A 22,797-nucleotide genomic window follows, 5' to 3' on the forward strand; every position below is an offset into this window, starting at 1 on the left:
CAGTAAAAATCACGTACAATAGCGCTGTATTTTGAATAAGGAATTGATTACATGCCACCATTTGTCTTGGTCGATGGCTCTTACTTTTTATTTCGTGCCTTTCATGCACTGCCACCATTAACCACGTCAACCGGTTTACATACCAATGCAATTCGTGGTGCGATTTCTGCTATTCAAAAACTGATGCGTCGGATCCAACCGACCCATATGGCGGTGATTTTCGATACGCCAGAACCGACGTTCCGGCATGAGCTTTCACCGATTTATAAAGGTGACCGCCCGAGCATGCCGACGGAATTATCCGAACAGATTCCTTATTTGCATGCCTTGATTCGTGCACTGGGTATTCCCCTGCATACCTTGCCGGGTGCCGAAGCCGATGACATTATCGGAACATTGGCCAAACGTGCCGAAGCCTTGGGACATCAGGTGCTGATTTCGACTGGTGATAAAGATATGGCGCAATTGGTCACAGACAAAGTGACCCTGGAAGACAGCTTTAAAGAAAAGCCGCTGGATGTCGATGGCGTGTTTGAAAAGTTTGGCGTATGGCCAAATCAGATTATTGATTACCTGACCCTGATGGGCGATGCTTCTGATGGCATCATGGGCGTGCCGGGTGTCGGTGCCAAAACCGCGGCAAAACTGCTAACCGAATATGGTTCGATTGGCGGCATTTTAGAAAATGTCGACAAGATCAAAGGCAAAGTTGGTCAAAATATTAAAGAGCATGTGGATGGCATTGCACTGGACCATCAACTGGCCAGTATTGTGATCGATCTGGATCTTAACTTTGGTTATGACGATTTAAAACTGGGTGAGCCGAATGTCGAGACCTTACGTCATTTGTACACCGAGCTGGAATTTCGTAATCAGCTACAATCCTTAGATCACCCAAACAACCCGAATCATTCAAATTATAAACAGGCGGCAAGATCCATTACCGCCAAACCGGCAACTCTGCCAGACACCACAGAAGATCATGCTTCTGTGACCAGTGGCGATGATCAGCTAGGTCAAGCAACCTATCATAGTGTGTTAAACCAGCAGGACTGGGACAAGCTGTTTGCGCGCTTAAGTAGCGAAAAACGTTTTGCCTTTGATACTGAAACCACCAGTCTGGATTATCGTATCGCGCAGATTGTCGGCTTCTCGGTCGCCTTTGATGCCAACGATGCTTACTATGTTCCTTTGGCCCATGATTATGAAGGCGCACCGGAACAGCTCAATCGTGAAGTCATCTTGGCACAGATCAAGCCGATTCTGGAAGATGACAGCGTACAGAAAATTGGTCATCATCTGAAATACGATGCGCATGTACTGGAAAATCATGGCATTCATTTGGCAGGCTGGTATTTTGATACCATGCTGGCATCGTATGTGCTGAATTCTGTGGCAACCCGTCATGGTATGGATGATGTGGCGCGTCTGTATTTGAGCCATCTGACCACGACCTATGAACAAGTTGCCGGTAAAGGAGCCAAACAGAAAACCTTTAACCAGATTCCGCTGGAAACCGCTGCACATTATGCTGCTGAAGATGCTCATGTCACTTATCGTCTTTATGAAGTTTTGGATGAAAAACTCAAAGTCCATCCTGAATTAAGTCAGCTTTTGCATCGCATTGAAATGCCGGTGGCACGTGTATTAACGAAAATGGAAGAAAATGGCATTCAGTTAGACGTGCATTTCCTTGACCAGCTCAGTGAAGAATTTGCACAAACCATTCAGAATCTGGAAAACCAGATTATTGAATTAGCAGGCCAAAGTTTTAATGTCAGCTCACCAAAACAAGTCGGTGAAATTTTGTTTGATAAGCTCGGCCTCAAAGGCGGCAAAAAAACCTCGACTGGCCAATACAGCACCAGTGAAAGTATTTTAGAAAAACTGGATCATCCGATTGCCGCATTGATTTTGGAATATCGTGGCCTGTCTAAACTGAAAAGCACCTATACCGATGGTTTATGCAAACAAGCCAATAATGACAGTGGCCGCGTACACACCAGTTATCATCAAGCGCTGACTGCAACGGGTCGTCTATCTTCAACAGATCCAAATTTACAAAATATTCCTATTCGCGAGAAAATTGGCCGTCAAATTCGTAAAGCTTTTGTAGCACCGAAAGGTCGTGTGCTACTCGCTGCCGATTATTCACAAATTGAATTACGCCTCATGGCGCATTTTTCCCAAGACGAAGCCTTGGTACATGCCTTTAATCACGGTCAGGACGTGCATCGTCGTACTGCAGCAGAAGTTTTGGGCATCGCTTTTGAAGAGGTGACAAATGATCAACGTCGCCAAGCCAAAGCCGTGAATTTTGGTCTGCTCTATGGCATGTCTGAATTCGGTCTAACCCGTCAGTTGGGCTTTACTCGTCAAGAGTCACAAGAATACATTAAACAGTATTTCCATCGTTATCCGGGGATTTATGAATATATGCAACGCACCCGTCAGGTGGCACTCGATCAAGGTTTTGTCGAAACCGTTTCTGGTCGTCGTTTATATACACCGGATATTGATGCTCGTAATATGATGGTGCGTAAAGCAGCAGAACGTGCTGCAATTAATGCCCCGCTACAGGGTTCGGCTGCAGATATCATTAAAATGGCAATGATTGAAGTCGACAAGATGTTGCCAAAAGATCAGGCCAAAATGCTGTTGCAAGTCCACGATGAACTGGTGTTTGAAGTCGATGAAGCTATTGCCGATGAATTGGCACCGAAACTGGCTGAAGTCATGCAATCGGTATTGCAGATTTCTGTACCGTTGGTGGTTGAAGTCGGTAAAGGTAAAAACTGGGATAAGGCGCATTAATGTGTCTCTAAGCCCCTTCCTCCCTATAGGAGATGAGGCATATATTCGGCAAGGGGATGCAGGTTAGTTTTAATCCCCTCTTCCCTTACGAAGCAATGCTCCCCATCCCAAAGGAAGAGGAACTTTCATTTACTTATTCCTATGCCTTTCTTGAAGTCCATAATTTTGAGTTGGAAGATGTAAGGTAAAGCCCCTCTTTGAAAAAGAGGGGTTTGGGGAGATTTAAATCCTTCCCAACCTCCCTTTAGAAAAAGGAGGCGCAAATAAAAAGGACGCCTCAGCGTCCTTTTTATTTGAATCCAATTAAAGACCGGTCAACAATACAATTGCCACCTGGTTCATGATCATTTCAATGATGATCAAGGTTAAAATAGCAAAAATTGGAGAGAGATCAATCATCCCCATATTTGGCATAATCTTACGGAAAGGTGCCAGCAATGGTTCAGCCAACTCCTGAACCACTTCAATATACGGTGAACGAGACTGGGTAAACATCACCACCCAACTTAAGATAATCGTAGCGAAAATCAAATAACGACAGAAACGGATCAAGTCCTGCATCATGGTGACAAAGGTCAAAATCAGTAAATGCACAGGACCATTCGGCATGCCACCAGAGAGATACATCATGCCGAAAATTTTCAGCAAATACAGTACCACCAATAATGCCAAAGCGGCAGTATTGACACGGCCTTTGGCCAAAGTTGGGAAAATTCGACCAAACACATCTACAATTTTAGTGGCTTTTACAGTCGAAAGAACCACGGGATTGTAGGGGCTGACAGCAGCCAATTGCATTAAAAATCGGAAGAATACGAGCAAAATCGCGACGTTAATGATAATGCCAAAAATTAGCGCAGAATTTGCACCCATACTTGAACGTTCCTAAAAATTAAACTGAAGATTTGCTGCTTTCACTGAGCTCTTGTGCCAGTTCTTGACTGCGTTTTTGTGCAGCGGCAAGTGCGGCCTGAATATTTTGAGAAATCTGGGCGCGATCGAAGACTTCAAGGGCTGCCTGTGTCGTTCCATTTGGAGAGGTCACATTTTTACGCAGCTCGGCTGGGGTGTTCGAACTGGTGATCGCCATTTGTGCCGCACCTAAAGCCGTTTGCAAGGTCAGCGCCGTAGCCACTTTTTCATCCAGCCCTAAATTTTTGCCCGCACGAATCATACTTTCCATCATATAGAAAAAGTAAGCCGGCCCCGAACCCGATACAGCAGTCACCGCATCAATTTGCGCTTCTGAATTCACCCAAATGGTCAAGCCCGTAGAGGCTAAAACCTGACTGGCCAAATCACGGTCACTATTTTCTACATCTTCATGGGCGTATAGACCATGCGCCCCGGTTTGTACCAAGGCTGGCGTATTCGGCATGACCCGTACAATACGCGCTGTCCCCAATAAGCTTGCCAATGTCGCTATTTCCGCACCGGCAACAATGGAAATAATCAGCTTATCATTGACCAGACCTTTTAAAGGCTGTAACACTTGTGCCAAAACTTGAGGCTTTACCGCAAACACCACAATATCTGCATCCTGAATTGCAGCGCTATTATCATCGGTCACATTGATTTCTTTTTCCGCAAGTAAGGCACGGACTTGTTCGACCGGATCAGAAACTGTAATACGTGTTGTTGGCAAACCACGCGAAATCAGGCCGCCAATTAAGGCTTGGGCCATATTACCGCCACCAATAAAACTAATATTACAATTTAAAGCTGCACTCATGTTTAATGCTCGTTGTTGAGTTCTAAAGTTGAAGAAACCGAAATCGGCAGCCATCCCCCTGCTTCACAATATGCAGATTGGGCCAACCAAAATCCTTTAGGGGTAAACACGCCTAGCATAACATTATCTGTGCTTAATATTTGAATAGTATGCCGAACCCAAGGAAATATTTGCGCTTCCTGAATGGCTTTTTTCAGCGGCCAGGCGCCAACACGACCATAGAGATGGATCTTTTCACCCCCCTGACGCTGCTGCAAGTATAAGGGCTGCTGCAATAATGCTGTGGATAAACCCACCTTTGCAGATTCAATGACATATTTTCCGGACAAGACCTGCACATGATCTTTTAACGCAATTTTCAAGGTTTTTAGGCCAGTTTGAAGCTGTTGCTGCTCGGCCAAATAAACCTCTTCTGTCAAACGATATAGTTGCTGCTGATAGCGTACATAGTAATAATCTTTCCAGTGTAAGGCCGCCTGCGCATCGGGTTTGGCATGAATTACCTCGCGTTGCAGACGCTCGACCATATCTAAAGAGGGGCGATACTGCGCTTCGCCTTTCATCCAGGCGGAGAGTAACTGGCGTTGCCGTGATCTTGACAGTTGTAGAAGTTTAGACAAATCAAGTTGCGTATCGGTTCCACACGCCTGTAAATCTTGTTGTAATACTTCTTGCAAAATTTCCTGGGCATCTTGCATCAGTTCACTGGTGCGTACCAGCGCAGACTGCATTTTCGGATAACGTTCACTCAAAACTGGCCACAAGGTCTGGCGTGCCCAGGCCCGGTCATAATGGGTATCAGCATTGCTCGGATCTTCAATATTTTGAATATTTAAGTGTTTTGCCCATTGGCAAATCTGCTCACGGGAAATATCCAGCAGTGGCCGCCAAATGGTGAGATTTTCACGTACATCAACCTGTTTCATGGCCGCCAAACCATCCACGCCAGCACCAGACAATAAACGTAGCATTAAGGTTTCTGCCTGATCCTGTTGATGATGCGCCAACACCAGAATTTCATCCGTTTGCAAATGTTGTAAATAAGCCTGATAACGGCAATGACGCGCTTGCTGTTCCAGATTGCCATTTTCGACCCGAACCGGCTGGATGATGCAGGGAATACTCAGTTGCTGGCATCGATCAGCCACGAACTTACCCCAATCTGCACTGAAAACTTGTAATTGATGATCGACATAAATCGCCCGAACTTTTTCCGGGCATAAAAAAAACATCAGATGCAGTAGCAGCATAGAATCTACGCCGCCACTGCACCCGATGAGAAATTTTGTCTCTGCAGGAAAGCCCTGCAGCTGTTTTAAGAAACCAGACCTAAATTGTCGCTGCCAAACTTCATTAAACGTTGGTAACGTGCTTCGCATCGTGCTTGCGCTTCCATTGGTTGCAGTTCATTCAAAGCTTCTTTCAACACTGCTTTCAAGCTGTTCATGACATGATCCGGATTTAAATGAGCGCCCTCACCTTCATCCACCACATATTCTACAATGCCCATTTTCTGCAATTTTTCTGCAGTCAGCGCCAAGGCTTCACTGGCCTGTTCGGCTTTTTCGGCAGTTTTCCAAAGAATCGATGCACAGCCTTCAGGTGAAATCACTGAATAGATACTGTGAGACAGCATCACCACACGGTCTGCCACACCAATACCCAGTGCGCCACCTGAACCGCCTTCACCGAGTACAGTTGCAATCACCGGTACTTTCAAATTGGAAAGCTGCGCCAGACTGGTGGCAATGGCTTCAGCCTGACCACGTTCTTCTGCACCAACTCCCGGATAAGCACCCATGGTATCAATAAAGGTGAAGACTGGCAGATTAAAACGTTCAGCCATATCTAACAGACGCTGCGCCTTACGATAACCCTCAGGGTTACTCATGCCAAAATTATGCTGTAATTTTTCACGGGTACTACGACCACGATGCTGACCGACGATCATCACCGGTTGACCATCAAAACGCGCCAGACCACCGATCATCGCACCATCATCACCATATAGGCGGTCACCATGTAAAGCATCAAATTCAGTGAATATTTCACCCACATAGTCCAGAAATTGTGGACGTTCCGGATGACGTGCAATCTGCACTGTCGCCCATGCTTTTGATGGAGTCGCTTTATTTTTCATAGGTTAACCGTTTTCATCCCTATAAAGGTATTAATTAACAAACTGTTCGGATTGAATCGAGAGTTCAATCTCCCAATTTTTAAATTGCTGCTGTTCATCATGCAGTTCAGCAACCAGCAATGGCCATTGTTTGGCATCACCAGACACGCTGAGCTGCCATTGTTGCGCATTTTCAACCTTAAGTTCAATGGCAGGAAGCATCTCATCACTACGACTGTGATTGACCAAAATCGACAGACGAAGCAGCAAACATAACCATAAAAGTTTCGATCCACCGACTTTCATCACATCATGCTTGGCATCAACGCGCAATTTGCGGCGATGGTGTGCGACCAAATGTGACAAATGATTTTGGTCGACTTGTGAGAAACCGGCAATATCCGAGTGTTGTAATAAATAGGCACCATGACGATGATAACCACTATGGCTGATCGCCAAACCAATCTCATGCAGATAGGCAGCACGACGTAACAGATCGCTATCCTCTATCGTCAGGCCCAGTTCATGTTCCACGTCATTAAACAGTTTTTGTGCAGTCTGGACCACACGCTCGGCCTGTTTGGCATCGGCATTATAACGACCAATCAGGGCATGTACGGAACGATCACGGATATCTTCATGCTTGAAACGGCCAAGCAAGTCATACATCACGCCTTCACGCAGCGCACCATCCGAATAAACCAGATGATTAATTCCGAGCACATCAAACACAGCATAGAGAATGGCAATCCCAGCCGGCAATACCGCGCGGCGGTCTTCTTTGAGACCTTCGAATTCCATATCCGAGACATATTTATATTTGAGCAGTTTGTCTTTGAGTTTTTCCAGGCCTTCACGGGTGAGCTGTTCTTTGTCATTGCTCCAGCCCATATTGATACAAATCTGACGACAGGCCTTGATCGTGCCACTGGAACCGACCACCGCATCCCAGCCGGCTTCTTTATAGGTATTGGCAATTCCGGAGATTTCTTTACGCGCCGCAGTAACCGCTTTATCAAAAGCTTTGGCACTGATCTCACCATCCTGAAAATAAGCCTTGGTAAAGGCGACACAGCCCATCTGCACCGATTCAGTATGAATCGGCTCGAACTCTTCACCAATAATCAGCTCAGTCGAACCGCCACCGATGTCAACCACCAGACGACGACCACTGTTGGCCATGGTATGCGAAACCCCGAGATAAATCAGACGGGCTTCTTCACGGCCGGCAATAATTTCGATTGGTTTGGGTAGAATTTCTGCAGCTTTTTGAATAAATTCATGCCCATTTTTGGCTTGACGCAAGGCATTGGTCGCCACAATCCGTAAACGATTTGGCTGAACTGCACCTAAACGTCCGACAAAACGTGCCAGACAGGCCAAACCCCGTTGCTGTGCAGCTTCGGTTAAATTTTTATTTTCATCGAGTCCGGCGGCAAGCTGAACTTTTTCTGACATTGATGCCACTTTTTTAACTTCGCCATGATCTACACGTGCGATGGCCAAATGAAAGCTATTTGATCCCATATCGATGGCGGCAAGTAATTCTTCATCAATCAAAAAGTCAGACATTCCGGAAATAAACCTTTAACGAATTGTGCTTAGAGTAATTCACATGCATGCAATTTAAAAGCCATTTGTAGCGACAATTTGATGCATGATTCTTTTTATATCGGGAACAATAGTAGGACACGATCATCACTATCGTGATCATCCATTAGACAAAATAACATTAAGCATTGAAAATTTACAGATTCCCCTACATTGTTAAAGATGGCTATGTAATACTAATAATTAGTTATCTTTAAAATATTAATCTGGAGCACATTCCATGTCTGGCAACATCGTAAACACTACTGACGCAAACTTCGAAGCAGACGTTCTTCAATCAGACGTACCTGTACTGGTCGACTTCTGGGCGGGCTGGTGTGCACCATGTAAAGCAATTGCACCCGTACTAGAAGTGCTTGCTGATGAATACCAGGGCAAAGTTAAAATCGTGAAAGTTGACGTAACTTCTTGCGAACAAACTGCCGTAAATTTCAACATCCGTAATATCCCGGCTTTGTTGATGTTCAAAAATGGTGAAGTTGTTGCAACTCAAGTGGGTGCTGCGCCAAAATCTAAACTGACTGCGTTTATTGATGACAATATCTAAGCCCAGCATTTTCAGTAAAAAATACGCGACTGACAATCGCGTATTTTTTTCGGCTATAAATTGACAAAGCCGACATTTTCTCTTATATTTGCTACTCAAGAGATAAAGGATCTTAAATCCTGCCAATTTCTTACAAGACACATTACATAAGATGCCGCTCGGCAATAGAAATTGTTTTTCACATTTTTCTTTGAAACACTCAAACAGATCTCTGAATTGTTCTTTTGCAAATTCAATTGCTTTCGTTTGAATGCTTGTATGCGGCCGAATGTTACTCCCTTTCTAACCTGTACCTCAGAACTTTGATTCTATCTGACCACCTATGAATTTAACCGAACTCAAGAAAAAACCGATTGGCGAACTCATCAAGATTGCCGAGTTTATGGGCCTTGAAGGTATGGCTCGTAACCGTAAGCAAGACATTATTTTTGCCATCTTAAAACGTCATGCAATGAATGGCGAAGAGATTTTTGGTGATGGCGTTCTAGAAATTTTGTCAGATGGTTTTGGCTTTTTACGCTCAGCCGCAGGTTCTTATTTAGCAGGCCCTGACGATATCTATGTCAGTCCTTCTCAAATTCGTCGTTTTAACCTACGTACTGGCGACACCATTACTGGCACTATTCGTCCACCAAAAGAAGGCGAACGTTATTTTGCCTTACTTAAAGTTAATCAGATTAACTACGACACCCCTGAAAATTCACGTAATAAAATCTTATTCGAAAACTTGACCCCATTGTTCCCGACTGAACAGCTGGTGATGGAACTCGGTAATGGTACCACTGAAGATTTAACCACACGTGTGATCGACTTGGTGGCACCGATTGGTAAAGGTCAACGTTCAATCATTGTGGCACCGCCAAAAGCCGGTAAAACCATGTTGCTGCAAAGTATTGCGCAATCGATTGTCCGTAATAACCCAGAAGCTATTCTGATTGTGCTTCTCATTGATGAACGTCCAGAAGAAGTCACCGAAATGGAACGTACCGTTCGCGGTGAAGTGGTTGCGTCGACCTTTGATGAATCACCTGCACGTCATGTTCAAGTCGCTGAAATGGTGATTGAAAAAGCCAAACGTCTGGTTGAGCACAAAAAAGATGTGGTGATTCTACTGGATTCGATTACCCGTCTGGCACGTGCGTATAACACGGTGATTCCTTCATCAGGCAAGGTTTTGACCGGTGGTGTAGATGCGCATGCATTAGAACGTCCTAAACGTTTCTTCGGTGCTGCACGTAATATTGAAGAAGGTGGTTCACTCACCATTATCTCTACTGCCCTGATTGAAACAGGCAGCAAGATGGATGAAGTGATCTACGAAGAATTCAAAGGTACAGGCAACCAGGAAATTACTCTGGATCGCCGTATTGCTGAAAAACGTGTCTTCCCTGCGATGAATATCAAGAAATCTGGTACTCGCCGTGAAGAACGCCTGATGTCAGAAGACAATCTGCGCAAAGTCTGGATTCTGCGTAAGCTGCTGCATACTCAAGATGAATTGGCAGCGATGGAGTTCTTACTGGATCGTATGAAAGAAACCAAGACCAATGATGACTTCTTTGATCAGATGAAACGTAAAGCCTCGAATTAAAATTTCAAATGAAAGGTCACCTAAGCGGTGGCCTTTTTTTAGGTTGACATAAATTACACAATGAAACAATCGAGCCTCATTTATGTAAACTTATTTTTAAGTTTTTGATTAATAAAATAATCAAATTAAAAATTGTATAACTTTTAAAAACTTAACAAGCCTTTCTCCAATCTAAATGTTTCATTCCATTGTTATTTTCTGTTAAAAACTTATGATTTTTTAGCATTTTTCAGTACTTTTTTGAGTCTTGCTAGTAGCAATTAAAAAGGCGCAGTGATAGCATATTTGCAGACCAGTTAGACTGCTCCTGCGTTGTTAGTCCCTAACACAATTAGGAACAATAAAAGCACTTAACAGACTAACTTAGGTTTTTTTTAATCTCAATTTTTAGAGAGTGATGCCATGTTATTCAAAAAAATCGCTATTGCTGCTGCAGTTGCTACTACTCTAGCTTTCGTTGGTTGTGCTAAAAAAGCTGACGACGCTGCTGCTGACGCTAACCAAGCTGCATCTGAAGCTGTAGAAGCTGCTTCTGAAGCTGAAGCTGCTGCTGACGCTGCTGCTGTAGAAGCTACTTCTGAAGTTGCTGCTTCTGAAACTGCTGCTGTTGCTGAAGCTGACGCTGCTGCTGCTGTTGCTGTTGACGCTGCTGCTGACGCTACTGCTGCTTCTGAAGCTGCTGCTCAATAATCTTTTAGATTATTCAGTACAAAAAAAGAGAGCCTTGAGCTCTCTTTTTTTTTATTTTAAAAACTGAAATTTAGAAAAATAACAGAATTTAAAAAAAAGCAGATCAGTTGATCTGCTCATTTCCCACACGTTGACGGAACTTCTGTCCCGCACGGAAGGTCACCACACGGCGTGCAGAAATCGGAATTTCTTCACCCGTTTTAGGATTACGGCCTGGACGTTGACGCTTATCACGCAACTCGAAGTTACCAAAACCCGAAAGTTTTACTTGTTCGCCTGAGATCAGCGCTTGGCTAATCTCATCGAAAAACAACTCAACCATTTGTTTTGCTTCACGACGGTTTAAACTCGTGAGCTCACTTAAATGATCAGCCATTTCTGCTTTAGTTAGTGCTGTCATGAAGCCCTCAATGTCGCTTGGTAAGTGTTTTCTAACACTTGAAGGATATTATCCATACCTGATTTAATTTCAGCATCTTCCAGTGTACGGCTTGGATGCTGCCAGAGAAGTGCAAATGCCAGTGAGCGTTTCCCTTCTTCTACTCCTTGTCCAGTGTACACATCGAATAACCACGTCGAGTCTAAAAGCTCCCCACCTGTTTTTTCGATAAGTCCCTGAATTTCGCTAACATTAATCTTATCACTAATTAAAAGCGCAATATCACGTCGAACCGATGGAAAACGTGATAATTCTGTAAAATTAGATACATAAGTTTGCAAAACAGCCGTTTGATCCAATTCTGCCACCCAAGTCGTTGCCAGATCAAGCTCGTCTTCCAGAGAAGGATGTAGACGCCCTAGGTAACCAATTGATTGACCATTCACGAGAATTTCTGCGGATTGACCTGGGTGTAACCAGCTACGCTCTGAACGTACATATTCTACTTTGACACGGCCGGCAGCCAGAATTTCTTCTACATCACCTTTAAAGTCAAAGAAGTCCATTGCAGCAGGTTTAGCATGCCAAGATTCAACATGACGTGAACCGGTTGCAATCAGCGCAAAGGTTGGAATCTGTTTTAAATCATGAATGCTGCTGGCTTCCTGATAGTCAAAACGTAAACCCAGTTCAAAGAAGCGTACACGGCTTTGCTGACGATTAACATTGTACTGAACACAAGGGATCAGACTAGACAATAAGGTAGAACGCATGACAGCCAAATCACTTGAAATTGGATTTGCTAATGCTAATGGATTCACACCGGAATTAAGTTGCTTTTCAAGCTTCAAGTCAGCGAAGCTAAAACTGATCGCCTCTTGATAGCCTAAAGTCACCGCCGTTTGACGTAATTGACCCAGTTCAAACTGATCCTGGTATTTCGCCAACTTCACATCAATCACAGGCAGACTGATTTGAATGTTGTCATAGCCATGAATACGTGCAACTTCTTCAATCAAGTCCTGATAAATCGCCATATCATAACGATGTGATGGCGGAACTACAGACCATTCGCCTTCTGCTTTTACCGTCACCGTGCAACCAAGGCGTGTCAATGCATCAGTAATAAAGTCGCTTTCAACTTTATAACCTAATAACTGATCGACTTGAGCTTGGTTTAATTCAATCGCATCACGTTTTGGCAAAAGTTCAGCTTTTTCCGCCACGGTGATTGGTCCGAATTCACCGCCAGCCAGCTCAGAAATAAGCTGAGATGCACGGTGCATTGCAATTAATGGCAATTCAAAGTCCACACCACGTTCATAACGTTGTGAGGCATCCGTATGTAAACCAAAGCTACGGGCACGACCGGCAATATGTAATGGCGCGAAGAAAGCAGATTCCAGGAAAATTTCAGTGGTTGCATCGCTGACTGCTGAAGACAGGCCACCCATAATACCGGCAATCGCCAATGCTTTTTCGTCATCCGCAATCACCATCACGTTGTCAGAAAGCTCAACTTCTTGCTCGTTTAAAAGCACAAGTTTTTCGTCCGCAATGGCTTGACGTACATGGACTGCGCCTTGCACCTTAGCAGCATCAAATGCATGTAACGGTTGACCCAGCTCCATCAAGACATAGTTGGTAATATCGACCAGAATACTGTGCTGACGAATACCTGAACGTGCTAATGCGCGTTCCATCCATACAGGAGTCGCTGCCTTGGTATTGACGTTTTTGATCACACGACCTAAGTAACGTGGACAGCCTTCAGTGCTGACTACAACCTGCTTTTCATCAGCAATGGTTGCAGTCACTTCTTTAATTTCAGGCGCAGTCACTGGCAATTGGTTAATCACACCAATTTCACGTGCGATCCCGCGAATGCTGAAACAGTCACCACGGTTCGGCGTGATACTGATGTCAATCACATTGTCATCAAGATCCAGATATTCACGAATGTTGACACCCACAGCTGCGTCGTCTGGTAGCTCTAACAGACCGTCAATTTTATCTTCGAGATCAATCTCAGAAGCGCCGCACAGCATCCCTTGAGACTCAATACCACGTAGCTTGCCTTTCTTGATTTTAAAATCGCCTGGTAATACTGCACCAATGGTTGCTACAGGCGCTTTCATGCCTGCACGTACGTTTGGCGCGCCACAGACGATTTGTAATGGCTCAGCTGTACCGATATTCACAGTGGTCACACGTAAACGGTCTGCATCTGGATGTTGTTCTACTGTCAGAACTTCACCAACCACTACGCCTGTAAATGCTTTTGCTGCAGGTGCAAGTTCATCGACTTCAAGACCCAACATGGTCAATTGATCAGAAAGTTTGTCGCTATCGATGGCTGGGTTGACCCATGTGCGTAGCCAATTTTCGCTAATTTTCATTGATATAAAACCTGTAATTCAAATCTCTAGAATCCCCCTCTGACTCCCCCTTTTCTAAGGGGGAGAACCCCATTTATTTCGTGGAGTCCCTCTCCTTTCTTAAAGGAGAGGTTAGGAGAGGATTAAATAAAAAGTTTTAAGCAAACTGGCGTAAGAAACGCACATCATTCTGGAAGAACATACGTAAGTCGTTCACACCGTAGCGCAACATCGCAAAACGTTCTACGCCCAGTCCGAAAGCAAAGCCTTTGTATTTCTCAGGGTCAATGCCGGCAGCTTGTAGCACATTTGGATGCACCATACCGCAGCCCAAAACTTCTAACCAGCGACCGCGTTCATCCATGATATCCACTTCAGCACTCGGCTCAGTGAACGGGAAATAAGATGGACGGAAGCGTACTTTCAAATCTTTTTCGAAGAATTCATTCAGCAGGTTAATCAACAAACCTTTCAGTTCTGCGAAGCTGGTATTTTCAGCCACATACAAACCTTCGATCTGATGGAACATTGGCGAATGGGTTTGATCCGAGTCACAACGATAGACACGACCCGGACACACGATCTGGATCGGTGGCTGTTGTGTTTCCATCGTGCGGATCTGTACACCAGACGTATGCGTACGTAGCAAATGATTTACATCGAAGTAAAAGGTGTCATGCATGGCACGCGCCGGGTGATGTCCCGGAATATTCAGCGCTTCAAAGTTATGATAGTCATCTTCAACTTCAGGACCAGTCGCTACCGTAAAACCGGCTTTGGTAAAGAACTGACAAATACGCTCTTGTACCTGGGTTACAGGGTGGATACTGCCCACCTGTTGACCACGACCGGGCAAGGTAATATCAATGGTTTCGCTTGCCAATTTTTGTTCTAACGCCGCTTTATGCAGTTCAGCTTGACGTGATGTTAATGCAGCGGTAATGGCTTCGCGTACAGCATGGATTTGTGCACCGAAGACTTTACGTTGTTCAGGATCCATTTTACCAAGCGACTTAGATTGTTCCGCGAGCTGGCTTTTTTTCCCCGTAAATTGCACTCGTACTTGATCAAGTGCAGCAAGGTCTTCTGCTGCTGCAATCGCAGCGAGCGCTTCAGTGGTCAGGGCTTCCAGTGACATAGTAACTCTCAAAGCAACAGGTTAAAAAATATTTTAAAACCCCACATTCTAACAGTTTTTAGACACTTTGATGAAGATACGTTTTAAGGAAAATTAGATTGGCATGATTAAATATAAAAAGTATAAGATAAACACAATATCAATCAGATCAAATCACTATGGCACTCGATCAAATTTGGAAACAGCAGCTGACCTTGGTCACTTATGGCAATGAGTATCTGACTCAGGACCTGAGTTTCAATCGTTGGATTCAACATTCCATTTTTAATCAGCATCAGTTTGCCTTCCGGGATCTGATGTCACAGCACCTATTGGCCCAGCATTTTCAGATTTGGCTGGAAGGACTGAAAAAACAAGGGGTTCGCCGACTGAGCTTGCATCGCTCGGATTTACTGGTTGATGAAAAAAATCCGAATGCCAATGTCGAGCTGCTACCTCTGGCGCATTTTATCGTCAGCCATGGTGCCAAAGCCAAAACTGCCTGGATTATTGGCAAAGAATTGCCGGAATGGTATAGCGCAGACAATGATTACGAAGCGCCTAAATCGCAGCAATCCCCTTTACGTCATGAAACATTCTGGTGTTATGAGCTGAATCCCAAACTGGCCAAGCGTATTGACACAGATCTGGAAACACCGAACTGGGACGATATCCAGGCTTATACCAATTATGAGTTATTTGAAAGCAGCCTAGCTCAAGATTTTATAGAACCGGCGTATACCAATCTTCCATACTACGGCACGATACCGGCAATTCAGGCAGATACAGAAAGTCATTTGGCCCTGATTCCAACCGACTATTCAGCTGATTATGCGCATCAGACTTTATACCGGCTAGATGCCTTAAATGAGTTTATTCAAACTAAAATTCAACATCCCTATACGTCAGATGGTGAAGTCCTGAGCCCAGATCAGCAGCTCAATTTACGCCACTTTTCACAAAAAATTGATGATTTAAGTGCCAAATTCATCAGCAAAGTTGCCAACCACTATAAAACTGCACAGCTCACCCCAAAAGTTGCGCCTGACCCATTTGTGGGTATGAGTACCGAACACCGTTCGCCCAAAATATCTAAAGTGGAAAAACCTCAAGATCCGGGCAAATCTAATTCTGCAAATGTACTGACCTTGATTGTGATTACCGTGATTATCTGTCTGATTGGCTACTATTTTGGTCTTTAAGATTTCAGCAAGAAAATATTAACTTCTTGGATAAAACTTAGCCGAATCCAGTGGATATATTGATATTCGACAGCAGAGATGAGCTTGAAATAATGCTGTCGGTTTTCGCGATGAGTTTTGATCATTCATCAAACAATTGAATCTCAACTCAACCAGGGTTTGATATTTTTTCGATTATTTGAATTTAACCGCAATTATTTTTTACTCAGCGCTCGAGATAATGCTCTTTTTATTGCTCAGTAAAGATGGGAATAAAAGGTTAAATTCAAGCAGATTACAGTATTAGTTTCAGCCCATTTTTCTGAAATAGTATCGGTGTCGTTATTCGCAAACTTAACTTTTTTTAGTCTGATCGATGGGCGACCATATTTCACGAAAATCGCGCATTAGCTATTTCCCATTTTTCAGGCAAAAAAAGACCGCCAAATGGCGGTCTTTTTTCAAGTCATAAAGACTTATGCAGCCAACGCATCTTTTGCTTTTTGAGCAATCGCAGCAAACGCAACTGCGTCATGCATAGCGATGTCAGCAAGAACGCGACGGTCAATGATTACTTGAGCTTTTTTCAAGCCAGAAATCATGCGGCTGTATGACAAACCGTTTTGACGTGCACCAGCATTGATACGTGCAATCCACAAAGCGCGGAATTGACGTTTCTTCTGACGACGGTCACGGTATGCATATTGACCAGCTTTGATTACCGCCTGGAACGCTACGCGGTAAACGCGTGAACGAGCACCATAGTAACCTTTAGCGCGAGCAAGAATTTTTTTGTGACGGCGATGAGCCTGTACACCACGTTTTACACGAGCCATTTATAATCTCCTTAGATGTACGGGCACATACGACGAACTGAAGCAACGTCACTTACGTGAACCATTACACAGCCGCGCAATTGACGAATACGCTTAGCAGATTTTTTGGTCAAAATGTGGCGTTTGAACGCTTGTTTACGCTTAAAACCGTTAGCAGTCGCTTTAAAGCGTTTAGCTGCACCACGGCGAGTTTTCATCTTAGGCATAACAACCTCTTTTGAACACCTGTTCGGCTCGTTTGCACCATTACAAAACGACCTGCAGGTAAGGGAGCGAGTATTCTAAAGCATCTTTGTTTAAAACAAAAGCATCTTCATCCAATAAGCGAATTTAAACAGGATGGTTTTATGATTTCACTTTAAAAATAGTGCGCAAAACAGAATCAGAAAAATCGCTTCAGGTTTAGAACAGGGCAAAAGCCGCATAAATAAACAGATAACGTCCAATTTTCGCCAGGCTGACAATGAGTAAAAATCGGGCAAAGTTTTCTTTCAGTAGTCCTGCAATTAAAGTAATGGGATCTCCAATAATAGGCACCCAGCTCAGCAGCAAAGACCAATAGCCATATTTCTGATATATCATTTGTGCCTTGAGCATCTTGTCTTCTGACACCGGAAACCATTTTTTATTTTTATAATGCTCGATTTTGAGCCCCAGATACCAGTTGACACAGGAACCCAGAATATTCCCCAGACTGGCCACCGCAATTAACAGTGCCACACTATGGCTTGCCTGTACCAAAAGACCAAGCAGCACAGCTTCAGACTGTAAAGGCAGTAATGTCGCTGCACCGAAGGCTGATAGAAAGAGCAGAAACAGGCTCATGCCAGTATTAACGGCTTAAACGCAGTTTTTTCTTGGCTTTGCTATATTCCCAGCTGGACCACAGTACTGCTGCCACCATTGCCATGATCCGTCCCCATTTATACTGCTGGGTAATGGGTTCAATCGCTGCACGCAAAATCTGCTGATCTTTGGTATTGAGAGCAGCAATTACCTGATCAATATGTACAATTTCAGCAATATAAAGTACTAAACATGCAGCAATACCGAAGAGAATACTCCAGTAAATTCGGGTATTGCTTTCAACAATCTTGGTAAAATTCAGAAGAAAATCGTTCATATATCCATCCAATAAAAAACCACCTTAAGGGTGGCTTTATTTATTTAAGGCTATTTTAGCATAAAGGCTGCAGCTTAACTGACCTGTATAGCAAGCGCTTTCTGAACTGCAGGACGTGCATTCAAGCGATCGATATATTTAGCCACTTCAGGATAATCTGCCAGGTTAATCTGCTGCCAGTCGTGTCGCAACAACCACGGGAATATCGCCATATCGGCAATCGAGTATTCACCAGCCACATAATCCTGCCCGACCAGCTGCTTGTTTAGCACGCCATACAGACGTTTGCTTTCATTGACATAACGCTCGGTGGCATAGGCGATACGCTCAGGCGCAAAACGGCTAAAGTGATGATTTTGCCCAAGCATCGGGCCTAGTCCACCCATTTGCCACATCAGCCATTGTTCTACCTGAATACGTTTGATTTCATCTGTCGGATAGAACATGCCGGTTTTACGACCTAAATACTGCAAAATCGCACCCGATTCAAAGATTGAAATCGGCTGGCCATCTGGCCCTTCCTGATCGACCATCGCCGGAATTTTATTGTTAGGAGAAATAGCCAGAAAGTCAGACTGGAACTGGTCATTTTCCAGAATATTAATCGGAAAAATTTGATACTTCAGCCCCATTTCTTCCAAAGCAATGCTAATTTTATGGCCATTGGGGGTGCCCCAATAATATAAATCGATCATTTTTTTAATACTCCCTGCACTTTATCTATGCCATGATGCATTCAACATAGAGGATTCAGCCAGAAACAACAAGTCTGTATTTTAAAAAAATTTTTATATAAATATCATTATCTTAATAAAAATTCATGTATTTTTTTATTTTTTATCTTGAAAATTTTTACAGCAGACACATATTTATTTGTGCATAAGGATTGCGTCAATCTTATGTACTGTCGATGTCTGACATGACAGATCTTATTTTCTTGTTTTTATAACTTTGCTTAATCGAGAAGGTTCTAATCATGAGCAACTTAAATCTTCATCCTCTGTTTCGTCGTAGTATCGGTTTTGATCGCTTGAATGACTTTATTGACTATGCCATGCAAAGTGATGCGCCGAATTATCCCCCGTATAATATCGAAAAGCATGGCGAAAATAATTATCGGATTGTGGTCGCAACTGCGGGTTTCCGTCAGGAAGAACTCGACATTCGTCTGGAAAATAAGTTACTGACCATTTTAGGTAAGCCTGAAAACCAGAGCAATGACCATACCGAATTCTTGCACAAAGGCATTGCACGACGTACATTTAAATTGTCTTTGCGTCTGGATGAATATATTGAAGTACAACAGGCAGATTATGAAAATGGTCTATTGATCATTGACTTGCAACGTATCATTCCAGAAGAGAAATTGCCGCGCCAAATTCCGATTGGCAATAAACTGCTGATCGAAAATGATGAAAAATCAGTTGAATAAGCTGGATTTGACTTAAAAGAAGGGCCCAAAAGGGCCTTTCTTTTTGACTCCAGATTCTCTAAGCTCATTAAAACAATACGCTTTATGATCATAAAAATAAGCTATGAACGCGTCAGAAAAAATCCTGTTTCATCAGAGTAGTCCGATCATGCGCGCTATTGGATATTTACTACTCTGTTATCCTGTTGGCATATTCAGCATTTTTTATTTAAGCAGTCTGCGTAGCAATTCCAGCTTTCTGCAAGGATTGTTATTTTTATGGCAGGAGTCGCCTGGCTTTTATGTTTATATCGGCGGCTTTCTTGGTCTTTCGCTGCTCATGCTGGGAACCAAACTAAAAATAACGTCTCAGGCAATTTATTATACTTTGGCCGGTTTCCGGATCAGCCTCTGCTTAAAACGACACTCGGTACACTATAGCTTTCTGAATCCGCGATACGATTCTCTCAAAGCCCATCTCAAGCGCTGGCTGAGTAGAACTCCAGCGCATCTCATCAGTCAACGCGATGGCACGCTAGATTTTAGATTATGCCAGCCTGATCTGATCAATCAAATCTGTCTCGGATTTTTCCGGATTCAATTGTCAATGTTTTCCCGGCAACAGGCTCAACAGATTATGCAGGCCATACAAACTGCTTGGAATTTTAGGGCATAAAAAAAGCCCTGCATCTGCAGGGCTTTTTTCGCTTCATGAGTGCTTACTTTTTCTTTTTAGGACCAAGCAGCATACCCATTTGACGGCCTTCCATTTTCGGCATCTGTTCAACAGTACCGAATTCAGCCACGTCAGCTTCAATTTTTTGCAATTGAGCCAGACCCAACTGTTGGTGCGCCATTTCACGGCCACGGAAACGAAGGGTGATTTTCACCTTGTTACCTTCTTCAAGGAACTTGATGATTGCACGTAGTTTTACGTTGTAATCACCAACATCAGTACCCGGGCGTAGCTTGATTTCTTTCACCTGGACTTGATGTTGTTTTTTCTTCGCTTCTTTCTGCTTTTGCTTAAGATCAAACAAATGCTTGTTGAAGTCCATGATCTTACATACTGGTGGCTCAGCATTGGCTACGATCTCGACAAGATCAAGTTCCACACTTTCTGCTGCGCGCAGGGCTTCAGCTAAGCTTACAATCCCTTTTTGCTCACCATTTTCGTCTACAAGACGGACTTCTTTCGCACGAATTTCATCATTCAAGGCAGGACGGTTTGATTTGTTACCGCCCTGTTGATTACGGTCAGGCTGTTTAATCGCTGTTACTCCACAATGTACCGGCCGCGTTCGGCAACGGCTGCTTTTACTAGGTCAACGAAAGCATCGATTGACATAGTACCCAAATTTTTTCCTGAGCGGGTACGGACGTTTACTGTACCTTCTTCAACTTCCCGGTCCCCAAGTACCAGTAAGTAAGGAATACGCTCTAATGTACGTTCACGAATCTTAAAGCCGATTTTCTCATTTCTCAAGTCAGAAATTGCACGAATACCGTTTTCTTTAAGTTTTGCGACAACTGACTCACATGCTTCTGCCTGAGAATCGGTAATATTCATCACACACGCTTGCATCGGCGCCAACCAAGGTGGCATGAAGCCTGCGTAGTGTTCAATCAGTATACCAATAAAACGCTCAAAACTGCCAAGAATTGCACGATGTAACATTACTGGCTGATCGCGGTCGTTATCTTCTGTGACATAAGACGCATCTAAACGTTCTGGCAAGTTAAAGTCACACTGAATGGTACCACACTGCCAGACACGACCCAGACAGTCTTTCAGAGAGAATTCAATCTTCGGACCATAAAATGCACCCTCGCCCGGCTGAAGCTCCCATTCAAGACCCGCAGCATCTAAAGCATCCGCCAAAGATTTTTCAGCCATATCCCAAAGTTTGTCATCACCGACACGTTTTTCAGGACGCGTTGATAATTTCATTTGTACTTCTTCGAAGCCAAAATCTTTGTATACGTCGAGTGTCAATTTGATAAAGTCTGCAACTTCAGGCCCGATCTGTTCTTTGGTACAGAAGATATGCGCATCATCTTGGGTAAAGCCACGTACACGCATAATGCCGTGTAAAGAACCTGATGGCTCGTTACGGTGACATGAACCAAATTCTGCCAGACGTACCGGAAGATCACGGTATGATTTTAAACCCTGGTTGAACACTTGTACGTGACAAGGACAGTTCATTGGTTTAACCGCGTAGTTACGGTTTTCAGAATGCGTGGTGAACATGTTGTCTGCATAGTTGGCAGCATGTCCTGATTTTTCCCACAGCGTGAAATCAACCACTTGCGGGGTACGGATTTCTTCATAGCCGTTGTCTTGCTGAACTTTACGCATGTATTGTTCAAGTACCTGGTAAATGGTCCAGCCGTTCGGATGCCAGAACACCATACCCGGTGCTTCTTCTTGCATATGGAACAAATCAAGCGCTTTACCAATTTTACGGTGATCGCGTTTTTCTGCTTCTTCAATACGTTTTACATAAGCTGCAAGCTGTTTCTTGTCTGCCCACGCTGTACCATAAATACGTTGTAACTGTTCGTTTTTCGCATCACCGCGCCAGTAAGCACCAGAGATTTTAGTCAGCTTGAACGATTTTAAGAATTTGGTATTTGGTACGTGCGGACCACGGCACATATCCAAGTAATCTTGATGGTAGTACAAGCCCATTTGTGTTTCTTCAGGCATGTCGTTGATCAAGCGTAATTTGTATTCTTCGCCACGCGCTGTGAATTCTGCAATCACTTCGTCACGCGGGGTCATTTTTTTCACAACATCATAGTCTTGATCGATGAGCTTTTTCATACGCTCTTCGATGGCTGCCATGTCGTCTAATGTGAATGGACGTGGCATCCAAATGTCATAGTAGAAACCTTCTTCAATGACCGGACCAATGACCATCTTTGCTTCTGGGAACAGTTGCTTAACCGCATGACCCACCAAATGCGCGCAAGAGTGACGAATAATTTCGACACCGACTTCGTCTTTAGGCGTAATAATTTGTAAGGTTGCATCTTCAGTGATGAGATCAGACGCATCCACTAAACGGTCGTTTACACGACCAGCAACGGTATTTTTTGCAAGACCAGGACCAATGCTGAGTGCAACGTCCATCACAGATACGGCTTGATCAAACTGTTTTTGATCGCCATTTGGCAAAGTGATAATTGGCATAAGAAATCCTTAAGGAGTGATGCCCCGTACCATGGAGCATGTCACCGCGAGATTATGATCGAGGAAAAC

At 43.8% G+C, this 22,797-nt stretch carries 22 protein-coding genes; 7 read left to right on the plus strand and 15 right to left on the minus strand.

From position 1 onward, the window contains the following. Positions 1-51: 51 nt before the first annotated feature. A complete protein-coding gene (polA, locus tag FTV48_RS05920; protein ID WP_179999674.1) occupies positions 52-2,814 on the plus strand; it encodes a DNA polymerase I in 2,763 nt (920 codons plus the stop codon). Between the two features lie 303 nt (positions 2,815-3,117). Here polA and FTV48_RS05925 read toward each other — a convergent pair whose 3' ends face one another. The 5 genes from FTV48_RS05925 to ppx are packed head-to-tail and all read right to left on the minus strand — an operon-like array spanning position 3,118 to position 8,237. Next, a complete protein-coding gene (locus tag FTV48_RS05925) occupies positions 3,118-3,687 on the minus strand; it encodes a YggT family protein (RefSeq protein WP_005095820.1) in 570 nt (189 codons plus the stop codon). Between the two features lie 19 nt (positions 3,688-3,706). Further along, entirely contained in the window at positions 3,707-4,546 is an 840-nt protein-coding gene (gene proC, locus FTV48_RS05930; protein ID WP_005095818.1) for a pyrroline-5-carboxylate reductase, read from the minus strand. A 2-nt stretch (positions 4,547-4,548) separates the two neighbouring features. Further along, the gene (tilS, locus tag FTV48_RS05935) at positions 4,549-5,925 is read right to left on the minus strand and encodes a tRNA lysidine(34) synthetase TilS (protein WP_100534577.1); all 1,377 of its coding nucleotides are present in this window, start codon (positions 5,923-5,925) and stop codon (positions 4,549-4,551) included. Beyond that, a complete protein-coding gene (locus FTV48_RS05940) occupies positions 5,862-6,686 on the minus strand; it encodes an acetyl-CoA carboxylase carboxyltransferase subunit alpha (protein WP_005095813.1) in 825 nt (274 codons plus the stop codon). Before FTV48_RS05940 ends, tilS begins: the two co-directional genes overlap by 64 nt. Positions 6,687-6,716: 30 nt before the next feature. Then, positions 6,717-8,237 (minus strand): exopolyphosphatase, encoded by a 1,521-nt coding sequence (gene ppx / locus FTV48_RS05945; RefSeq protein WP_179999675.1) that lies wholly within the window; start codon positions 8,235-8,237, stop codon positions 6,717-6,719. Between the two features lie 259 nt (positions 8,238-8,496). Here ppx and trxA point away from each other — a divergent pair, with 259 nt between their 5' ends. From trxA to FTV48_RS05960, 3 genes are all read left to right on the plus strand, one after another. Next, positions 8,497-8,823, plus strand: a complete 327-nt coding sequence (trxA, locus tag FTV48_RS05950; RefSeq protein ID WP_004278266.1) for a thioredoxin — start codon at positions 8,497-8,499, stop codon at positions 8,821-8,823. A 322-nt stretch (positions 8,824-9,145) separates the two neighbouring features. After that, positions 9,146-10,414 (plus strand): transcription termination factor Rho, encoded by a 1,269-nt coding sequence (rho, locus tag FTV48_RS05955; protein WP_005095808.1) that lies wholly within the window; start codon positions 9,146-9,148, stop codon positions 10,412-10,414. Positions 10,415-10,816: 402 nt separating this feature from the next. Then, a complete protein-coding gene (locus FTV48_RS05960) occupies positions 10,817-11,104 on the plus strand; it encodes a hypothetical protein (RefSeq protein WP_004647530.1) in 288 nt (95 codons plus the stop codon). 103 nt (positions 11,105-11,207) lie between these two features. On the opposite strand, the gene FTV48_RS05965 is transcribed toward FTV48_RS05960, so the two are convergent. From FTV48_RS05965 to pheS, 3 genes are all read right to left on the minus strand, one after another. Further along, a complete protein-coding gene (locus FTV48_RS05965) occupies positions 11,208-11,504 on the minus strand; it encodes an integration host factor subunit alpha (RefSeq protein WP_004783565.1) in 297 nt (98 codons plus the stop codon). Continuing rightward, the gene (gene pheT, locus FTV48_RS05970; protein ID WP_005095805.1) at positions 11,501-13,882 is read right to left on the minus strand and encodes a phenylalanine--tRNA ligase subunit beta; all 2,382 of its coding nucleotides are present in this window, start codon (positions 13,880-13,882) and stop codon (positions 11,501-11,503) included. Before pheT ends, FTV48_RS05965 begins: the two co-directional genes overlap by 4 nt. A gap of 136 nt (positions 13,883-14,018) precedes the next feature. Then, positions 14,019-14,999 carry a phenylalanine--tRNA ligase subunit alpha gene (gene pheS / locus FTV48_RS05975; protein ID WP_005095803.1) on the minus strand — a complete coding sequence of 327 codons (981 nt, stop codon included), beginning with the start codon at positions 14,997-14,999 and terminating at the stop codon, positions 14,019-14,021. A gap of 158 nt (positions 15,000-15,157) precedes the next feature. Between pheS and FTV48_RS05980 the strand changes: the two genes are divergently transcribed. Next, positions 15,158-16,180, plus strand: coding sequence for a hypothetical protein (locus FTV48_RS05980; RefSeq protein ID WP_179999677.1), 1,023 nt, complete (start codon positions 15,158-15,160; stop codon positions 16,178-16,180). A 455-nt stretch (positions 16,181-16,635) separates the two neighbouring features. On the opposite strand, the gene rplT is transcribed toward FTV48_RS05980, so the two are convergent. From rplT to FTV48_RS06005, 5 genes are all read right to left on the minus strand, one after another. Next, the gene (gene rplT / locus FTV48_RS05985) at positions 16,636-16,995 is read right to left on the minus strand and encodes a 50S ribosomal protein L20 (protein WP_005095799.1); all 360 of its coding nucleotides are present in this window, start codon (positions 16,993-16,995) and stop codon (positions 16,636-16,638) included. An 11-nt stretch (positions 16,996-17,006) separates the two neighbouring features. Next, positions 17,007-17,201, minus strand: a complete 195-nt coding sequence (gene rpmI, locus FTV48_RS05990) for a 50S ribosomal protein L35 (RefSeq protein ID WP_004278281.1) — start codon at positions 17,199-17,201, stop codon at positions 17,007-17,009. 196 nt (positions 17,202-17,397) lie between these two features. Further along, positions 17,398-17,820, minus strand: a complete 423-nt coding sequence (locus FTV48_RS05995) for a YqaA family protein (protein WP_005095796.1) — start codon at positions 17,818-17,820, stop codon at positions 17,398-17,400. A gap of 7 nt (positions 17,821-17,827) precedes the next feature. Next, positions 17,828-18,118, minus strand: coding sequence for a hypothetical protein (locus FTV48_RS06000; protein WP_100329202.1), 291 nt, complete (start codon positions 18,116-18,118; stop codon positions 17,828-17,830). 74 nt (positions 18,119-18,192) lie between these two features. Beyond that, positions 18,193-18,813 carry a glutathione binding-like protein gene (locus FTV48_RS06005; protein ID WP_100355717.1) on the minus strand — a complete coding sequence of 207 codons (621 nt, stop codon included), beginning with the start codon at positions 18,811-18,813 and terminating at the stop codon, positions 18,193-18,195. Between the two features lie 281 nt (positions 18,814-19,094). On the opposite strand from FTV48_RS06005, the gene FTV48_RS06010 reads away from it, so the two are divergent. Further along, positions 19,095-19,550, plus strand: a complete 456-nt coding sequence (locus FTV48_RS06010) for an Hsp20 family protein (protein WP_005095791.1) — start codon at positions 19,095-19,097, stop codon at positions 19,548-19,550. Positions 19,551-19,653: 103 nt separating this feature from the next. Continuing rightward, positions 19,654-20,205 (plus strand): hypothetical protein, encoded by a 552-nt coding sequence (locus FTV48_RS06015; protein WP_074384065.1) that lies wholly within the window; start codon positions 19,654-19,656, stop codon positions 20,203-20,205. Positions 20,206-20,248: 43 nt separating this feature from the next. Here FTV48_RS06015 and infC read toward each other — a convergent pair whose 3' ends face one another. Then, positions 20,249-20,746 (minus strand): translation initiation factor IF-3, encoded by a 498-nt coding sequence (infC, locus tag FTV48_RS06020; RefSeq protein WP_004647518.1) that lies wholly within the window; start codon positions 20,744-20,746, stop codon positions 20,249-20,251. Positions 20,747-20,805: 59 nt separating this feature from the next. Further along, a complete protein-coding gene (gene thrS, locus FTV48_RS06025; protein ID WP_179999679.1) occupies positions 20,806-22,728 on the minus strand; it encodes a threonine--tRNA ligase in 1,923 nt (640 codons plus the stop codon). Positions 22,729-22,797: the final 69 nt, after the last annotated feature.

The organism is Acinetobacter sp. YH18001, from assembly GCF_013416975.1.
GTDB classification, from domain to species: Bacteria; Pseudomonadota; Gammaproteobacteria; order Pseudomonadales; family Moraxellaceae; genus Acinetobacter; species Acinetobacter pseudolwoffii.

Coding starts and splice junctions, on each gene's coding strand:
- FTV48_RS05980 (WP_179999677.1), top strand. CDS start 15,158: ATGGCACTCGATCAAATTTGGAAACAGCAGCTGACCTTGGTCACTTAT.
- rho (WP_005095808.1), top strand. CDS start 9,146: ATGAATTTAACCGAACTCAAGAAAAAACCGATTGGCGAACTCATCAAG.
- pheT (WP_005095805.1), bottom strand. CDS start 13,882: ATGAAAATTAGCGAAAATTGGCTACGCACATGGGTCAACCCAGCCATC.
- FTV48_RS05925 (WP_005095820.1), bottom strand. CDS start 3,687: ATGGGTGCAAATTCTGCGCTAATTTTTGGCATTATCATTAACGTCGCG.
- FTV48_RS06005 (WP_100355717.1), bottom strand. CDS start 18,813: ATGATCGATTTATATTATTGGGGCACCCCCAATGGCCATAAAATTAGC.
- ppx (WP_179999675.1), bottom strand. CDS start 8,237: ATGTCTGACTTTTTGATTGATGAAGAATTACTTGCCGCCATCGATATG.
- rpmI (WP_004278281.1), bottom strand. CDS start 17,201: ATGCCTAAGATGAAAACTCGCCGTGGTGCAGCTAAACGCTTTAAAGCG.
- FTV48_RS05940 (WP_005095813.1), bottom strand. CDS start 6,686: ATGAAAAATAAAGCGACTCCATCAAAAGCATGGGCGACAGTGCAGATT.
- polA (WP_179999674.1), top strand. CDS start 52: ATGCCACCATTTGTCTTGGTCGATGGCTCTTACTTTTTATTTCGTGCC.
- FTV48_RS05965 (WP_004783565.1), bottom strand. CDS start 11,504: ATGACAGCACTAACTAAAGCAGAAATGGCTGATCATTTAAGTGAGCTC.
- rplT (WP_005095799.1), bottom strand. CDS start 16,995: ATGGCTCGTGTAAAACGTGGTGTACAGGCTCATCGCCGTCACAAAAAA.
- proC (WP_005095818.1), bottom strand. CDS start 4,546: ATGAGTGCAGCTTTAAATTGTAATATTAGTTTTATTGGTGGCGGTAAT.
- FTV48_RS06015 (WP_074384065.1), top strand. CDS start 19,654: ATGAACGCGTCAGAAAAAATCCTGTTTCATCAGAGTAGTCCGATCATG.
- FTV48_RS05995 (WP_005095796.1), bottom strand. CDS start 17,820: ATGAGCCTGTTTCTGCTCTTTCTATCAGCCTTCGGTGCAGCGACATTA.
- tilS (WP_100534577.1), bottom strand. CDS start 5,925: ATGCGAAGCACGTTACCAACGTTTAATGAAGTTTGGCAGCGACAATTT.
- FTV48_RS05960 (WP_004647530.1), top strand. CDS start 10,817: ATGTTATTCAAAAAAATCGCTATTGCTGCTGCAGTTGCTACTACTCTA.
- pheS (WP_005095803.1), bottom strand. CDS start 14,999: ATGTCACTGGAAGCCCTGACCACTGAAGCGCTCGCTGCGATTGCAGCA.
- trxA (WP_004278266.1), top strand. CDS start 8,497: ATGTCTGGCAACATCGTAAACACTACTGACGCAAACTTCGAAGCAGAC.
- FTV48_RS06000 (WP_100329202.1), bottom strand. CDS start 18,118: ATGAACGATTTTCTTCTGAATTTTACCAAGATTGTTGAAAGCAATACC.
- thrS (WP_179999679.1), bottom strand. CDS start 22,728: ATGCCAATTATCACTTTGCCAAATGGCGATCAAAAACAGTTTGATCAA.
- FTV48_RS06010 (WP_005095791.1), top strand. CDS start 19,095: ATGAGCAACTTAAATCTTCATCCTCTGTTTCGTCGTAGTATCGGTTTT.